The following is a 5,325-nucleotide window of genomic DNA, read 5'->3' on the forward strand; positions in this document are numbered from 1 at the left end:
GTGACGGGGTCGGCACGCCGGGGGCAGCGACGCCGCCCGCCGGCGGGGCGGTGACCGGCGCGGTGGTCGGTGCCGTGGTCGGCGCAGGGGTCGCCGTGGGCGACGGGACGGGCGCCGCGGCGACGGCGACCGTCGCGGCGGCCGCGTCGGTGAGGGTCGTGGTGGTGCCGTCCGTGCCGACGAGGGTCACGGTGCGGACCGCCACGGTCGCCGTGCCCGCGGCGAGGGCGCGCAGGCGCAGGGTGGTCGCCGGCACGGTGCCGGACAGCGCGGGCGACGTGCCGAGCCGCGTGTGCCGCAGCGTCACGGTGCCCGCCGCCTCGGTGACGTCGTCGAACCCGCCGTCGGGCGTGGCCGTCACGGCGTCGAACGCGAGCAGCGCCGGGTCGAGGGCGAGCGTCGCCTCGTAGGCGAAGACGTCGGCGGTGCCGCGCAGCTCCAGCCGCACGTCGACGGTCCCGCCGGCTGTCACCTCGGGCGTGACCGTGAGGGCCACCTCGTCGGCGGCGGGCGCGGCGACGGCGGCGCCCGCGGTGGCGAGGGTCAGGCCGAGCGCGACGACGGCGGCGCGCAGGGCGCCTCGTCGCAGGCTCGACCTCGGGATGCGGTCACGCATGGGCAGGTCCTCTCGGAACGGTACGGCGCACCGGTGGACCGGTACGGCCGTGGACGCGCCCCCTGCGCCTCCGCAGGCTCGCAGCGCCGCGTTTCGGTCCGGTTGCCCGGGCGTTGCCGCCGCACGACCGCGGCCGGCGCCGTGTCACCGGCGCGTGACGCGTCCGGGCATCACCGGCGACGCGGACGCGCCCCGCCCCGTCCGCGTCGTCGTGAGCGCGTCGTCGTCGTCGGTGCCCGGGCGGAACCGTGCCCTCGCGCCCCCGCCGGTCGTGCCACGATGACGCCCATGACCCGGTCCGCCGCCCGCCGCGCCGTCCGCGCGGCACGCGGGAGCGGGGCGCCGCGCGCGATGCGGAGGCGCACCTGATGGGGCGGCACAGCTGATGGGGCGGCACGCCGGTGGCGGTCAGCCGCCCGCACCCTGGCCGCGGCGCCTCGGGCGCGCGGTCCTGCGCTGGGCGGGGCGTGCCGCGCTCGGCGCCGTCACGGGCGCCGTCGTGCTCGTCGTCCTCGGCTGGGCCGGCATCACCGGCACCTCGGCCCGCGCCCTCGCGGCGGGCGCCGGCGTGCTCGTCGTCGTCGCCGCGGCCCTCGCCGCCACCGTCCCGGCCCCGGCACCGCACGCCGACGGGCCGCCCGGACCGCCGCCGCGCGGGTCCGCGCCCGGGCCGCGGTCCGACGACCGCTGACCCTCGCGCCCTACGCTGTCCGGCGTGAGCACCGCAGGCACCTCCCCCAGCAGCGACCCCACCGACGCCGCAGCCGCCCCCGCGGCCCCCGCGCCTGCAGCGGCGCACACGAGCGCCGACCGCATCGTGTGGATCGACTGCGAGATGACCGGGCTCGACCTCGAGCACGACGCGCTGGTCGAGGTCGCCGCGGTCGTCACCGACTCGGAGCTCCGCGTCCTCGGTGACGGCGTCGACGTCGTCGTCGCGCCCCCGCCGGCCGCGCTCGAGCAGATGGGCGACTTCGTCCGCACGATGCACACGACGTCCGGGCTGCTGCCCGCGCTCGAGCACGGCGTGACGCTGGAGGAGGCGCAGGAGCAGGTCCTCGCGTACGTGCGGCAGTGGGTGCCCGACGCGGGCAAGGCGCCGCTCGCGGGCAACTCCGTCGGCACCGACAAGGCGTTCCTCGAGCGCGACATGCCCGAGCTCGTCGGGTACCTGCACTACCGCGTCGTCGACGTGTCGTCGATCAAGGAGCTCGCCCGGCGCTGGTACCCCCGCGTGTACTTCGCGGCGCCGGCGAAGAACGGCGGCCACCGCGCCCTCGCCGACATCCTCGAGAGCATCGACGAGCTGCGGTACTACCGTGCGGCGCTCATGCCCGCGGCGCCCGGTCCCGACTCCGCGACCGCCCGGCGCGTGGCCGCCGACGTCGTCGCGACGAGCGTCAAGCGCGGGGTGCTCGCGCCCTGACGGGTGCACGGGCACGGTCGTGGACGCGGCGGCCGTGCCCAGCCGCGCGACCGTGCCGGTGGCGGCTCCGTCCCCCCCGGGGAAATGACGCAGGGCGCCGGTCCGAAGACCGACGCCCTGCGAGAGGGTGGCTAACGGGACTTGAACCCGCGACCCCCTGGACCACAACCAGGTGCTCTACCAGGCTGAGCTATAGCCACCACGTCGGACGCGCGGACGCGTCCCGGCCGTCCGCTCCCGCGGCGGGCCGAGAGAAAGCATAGCGGAGCCGCACGGCTGTGCAGGCACGCTCGCCCGCCTTCCACGACGTGGGCGCCGTCACAGGCGTACGGCCACCGCGTCCGCGAAACGCTCCGCCGCGCCGTCCGCCTGCGCGAAGAAGAACGACGGCTCGGTGAGCTCCACCTCGAGCACGACGGGCTCGCCCTCGTCGTCGGGGATGAGGTCGACGCGCGTGTACAGCAGCGGCGACCGGTCCGGGAAGATCTCGGCGATCGCGGCGACCACGCGGTCCGCGAGGGCACGCTCCGCCTCCGTCGCGTCGCGCGGCGTCATCGCCTCGTCCCGGTAGAGCACGCCCTCGGCGTCGGCGGCCCGGTACGGCCCCTCGAGCAGGGGGCCCTTGCGGACCGAGTGGCTGAACTGCCCGTCCACGTACACGAGGGCGGTCTCGCCCTCGGTGTCGACGCGCGTGAGGTAGCGCTGCAGCATCACGTGCCGGCCCACCGCGAGCAGGTTCTTGGCGTGGGTGATCGCCAGCGAGCGCGACGGGGTCTCCCCCGCGTCGTACCGACCGGTGTCGCGCGAGCCGGCGCTGACGGTGGGCTTGATGACGAAGTCGCCGAACGCCGGGAACCGCGTGTGGATGGCCCGCGAGTTCATCTGCCGCTCGGGGTCGAGCCAGATCGTCGGCACGATCGGGATGCCGCGCTGCTCGAGGTCGCGCAGGTACGTCTTGTCGATGTTCCACGCGACGACGTCCGACGGGTTCAGCAGCGTCGACGTCCGCTCCACGCGCCGCGTCCAGTCGGCGAACTGCGCGGGGCGGTCCGTGTAGTCCCACGTCGAGCGGATCAGCACGTGCGGGTACGCACCCCAGTCGACCGTCGGGTCGTCCCAGACCACGACGTCCGACGCCACGCCGCGCGCCGCCAGGGCGTCACGGAGCAGGTGGTCGTCGGGGTCGAGCTCCGGCAGCTCGGCGCAGGTCGCGAGGGCGAGGCGTGCGGTGGGTTCGCTCACGAGGGGCACTGTACCCACGGCGTGTGACGGCGTGACGACCGGACGATGACGCCCGAGGTCACGGCCGGCCGGCCCGTCCTGCGGGCCCGTCCGCCGCGGCGTCGGCGGCCGTGAGGCGGTGCAGGGCCCGCACCACCGCGTCGGCCGTCACGGTCCCCACCACGCGCCCGTCGTCCACCACCGGGAGCGCCGTGGGCCGCGTGCCGGGCGCGTCCGCCGCGCCGGCGAGCGCGGCCACGACGTCGCCGAGCTCCGCACCCAGCCGGACCGCGTCGCCGCCGGTCGGGGCGACGTCCGTCGCGTCCGCGGACGCGACGGGGGCCGCCACGAGGTCGCCCGGCTCGAGCCGGCCCAGCGCGAGCAGGCGCGCGGTCCTGCCCCGCCCCACGAGGTCGGCGACCGCGGGGGACGCCGGCCGGGCGACGACGTCCAGCGGGGGCGCGAGCTGCTCGACGTGGGCGGCACGGCTCAGCACGACGACCCGGTCGGCCATGCGCACCGCCTCGTCGACGTCGTGCGTGACCATCATCACCGTGGTGCCGAGCTCGCGCTGGAGCCGCAGGAACTCCGACTGCAGGCGTGCACGCCCCACGGGGTCGACCGCGCCGAACGGCTCGTCCATGAGCAGGACCGGCGGGTCCGCCGCGAGCGCGCGCGCCACGCCGACGCGCTGGCGCTCGCCGCCCGAGAGCTCGTGCGGCCAGCGGCGGGCGTACCGGTCGGGGGCCAGCCCGACCAGCTCGAGCAGCTCGTCGACGCGGCGCCGCGTGCGGGCGCGGTCCCAGCCGAGCAGCCCCGGCACGGTGGCGACGTTCTGCGCGACCGTGCGGTGCGGGAACAGGCCGACGTCCTGGATGACGTACCCGATCCGCCGGCGCAGCGCGACCGGGTCGACCCGCGTCACGTCCTCGTCGCCGAGGAGGATGCGGCCCGCGGTCGGCTCGACGAGGCGGTTGGCCATGCGCAGGGTCGTCGACTTGCCGCAGCCGGACGGGCCGACGAGCACGAGCATCTCCCCCGGGCGCACGGCGAGGGTCAGGTCGTCCACCGCCACGGCGCCGGCGTACTCCTTGCGGACCGCGTCGAACGTGATGGCGGCGGGCGCGGCAGGGGCGGGGGCGGCGCCCGCGGCGGGCGCCGGGGCGCGCGGGGAGAGGGTCGCACGGCTCTCGTGATCCGTCACGCCGTCGGACGCTACTGGTGCCCTCCGACACCCGCGACCGCGGACCTCGGGCGGGGCCGGGGCCGGTCCGGGGCGAGGCCCGGCGCCGGGAGGCTGCGCGCGCGGCTGTCGGACCCGGCCAGTAGCGTCGGCGCCGTGCCTGCCGGCCCGGTCGTCGCCGCCGCCAACCCGTGGTTCTCGTGGACGTACCTCGAGCGCAACGGGAGCGACGTGCTGCGCTACCTCGAGCAGCACGCGACGCTGACGGCGCAGGCGGTGCTGATCGCCCTGGTGGTCGCGCTGCCGCTCGCGGCGCTCGCGCACGTGCGCCCCCGGCTCGCGGGGGTCGTGCTCGCCGGCACGGGCGTCCTGTACACCGTGCCGTCCCTCGCGCTGTTCGCGGTCCTCGCGCCGTACACCGGCATCGGCCGGACGACGGTGCTCATCGGGCTCGTCGTCTACGCGCTGCTCGTGCTCGTGCGCAACGTGCTCGTCGGGCTGCAGGGCGTCGACCCGGCGGTGCGGGACGCCGCCCGCGGCATGGGCTTCGGCCGGGTGCGGATGCTGCTCGCGGTGGAGCTGCCGCAGGCCGTGCCGGCCGTCGTGACGGGACTGCGGCTCGCGACCGTCAGCACGGTGGCGCTGGTCACGGTCGGCGTCGTGGTCGGCTACGGCGGCCTGGGCCAGCTCATGTTCCGGGGCTTCCGCAGCAGCTACCGCGCCGAGGTCGTCTCCGCGACGGTCCTGTGCCTGCTGCTGGCGCTCGTGGCCGACGTGCTGCTCGCGGCGCTCGGCCGGCTGCTCACGCCCTGGCACCGGTCGTCCGGGCGGCGCGGTGGCGCGGCGCCCGGCGTCGCGGTCGCGGGCGGTCTCGCGGCG

Annotated in this window: 6 protein-coding genes and 1 tRNA gene; 3 read left to right on the plus strand and 4 right to left on the minus strand. The window is 77.1% G+C overall.

What is annotated here, in order from left to right; genetic code table 11:
- A partial coding sequence (locus tag AB6N23_RS17045; protein WP_412867170.1) for a cohesin domain-containing protein occupies positions 1 to 616 on the minus strand: 616 nt, incomplete at its 3' end.
- Between the two features lie 385 nt (positions 617 to 1,001).
- On the opposite strand from AB6N23_RS17045, the gene AB6N23_RS17050 reads away from it, so the two are divergent.
- Together AB6N23_RS17050 and orn are read left to right on the plus strand one after the other, a co-directional pair.
- On the plus strand, positions 1,002 to 1,307 hold the full coding sequence (locus AB6N23_RS17050; protein WP_412867171.1) for a hypothetical protein: 306 nt from the start codon (positions 1,002 to 1,004) through the stop codon (positions 1,305 to 1,307).
- Positions 1,308 to 1,451: 144 nt separating this feature from the next.
- Entirely contained in the window at positions 1,452 to 2,042 is a 591-nt protein-coding gene (orn, locus tag AB6N23_RS17055; RefSeq protein WP_489672012.1) for an oligoribonuclease, read from the plus strand.
- 126 nt (positions 2,043 to 2,168) lie between these two features.
- Here orn and AB6N23_RS17060 read toward each other — a convergent pair.
- From AB6N23_RS17060 to AB6N23_RS17070, 3 genes are all read right to left on the minus strand, one after another.
- Positions 2,169 to 2,242 (minus strand) — tRNA-His (locus AB6N23_RS17060).
- A gap of 118 nt (positions 2,243 to 2,360) precedes the next feature.
- Positions 2,361 to 3,284 (minus strand): ATP-grasp domain-containing protein, encoded by a 924-nt coding sequence (locus AB6N23_RS17065; protein ID WP_412867173.1) that lies wholly within the window; start codon positions 3,282 to 3,284, stop codon positions 2,361 to 2,363.
- A gap of 58 nt (positions 3,285 to 3,342) precedes the next feature.
- A complete protein-coding gene (locus AB6N23_RS17070) occupies positions 3,343 to 4,377 on the minus strand; it encodes an ABC transporter ATP-binding protein (protein WP_412867175.1) in 1,035 nt (344 codons plus the stop codon).
- A 225-nt stretch (positions 4,378 to 4,602) separates the two neighbouring features.
- Between AB6N23_RS17070 and AB6N23_RS17075 the strand changes: the two genes are divergently transcribed.
- The coding region (locus tag AB6N23_RS17075; protein ID WP_412867174.1) for an ABC transporter permease at positions 4,603 to 5,325 on the plus strand (723 nt) is incomplete at its 3' end.

The organism is Cellulomonas pasadenensis, assembly GCF_047229365.1.
GTDB lineage: Bacteria > Actinomycetota > Actinomycetes > Actinomycetales > Cellulomonadaceae > Cellulomonas.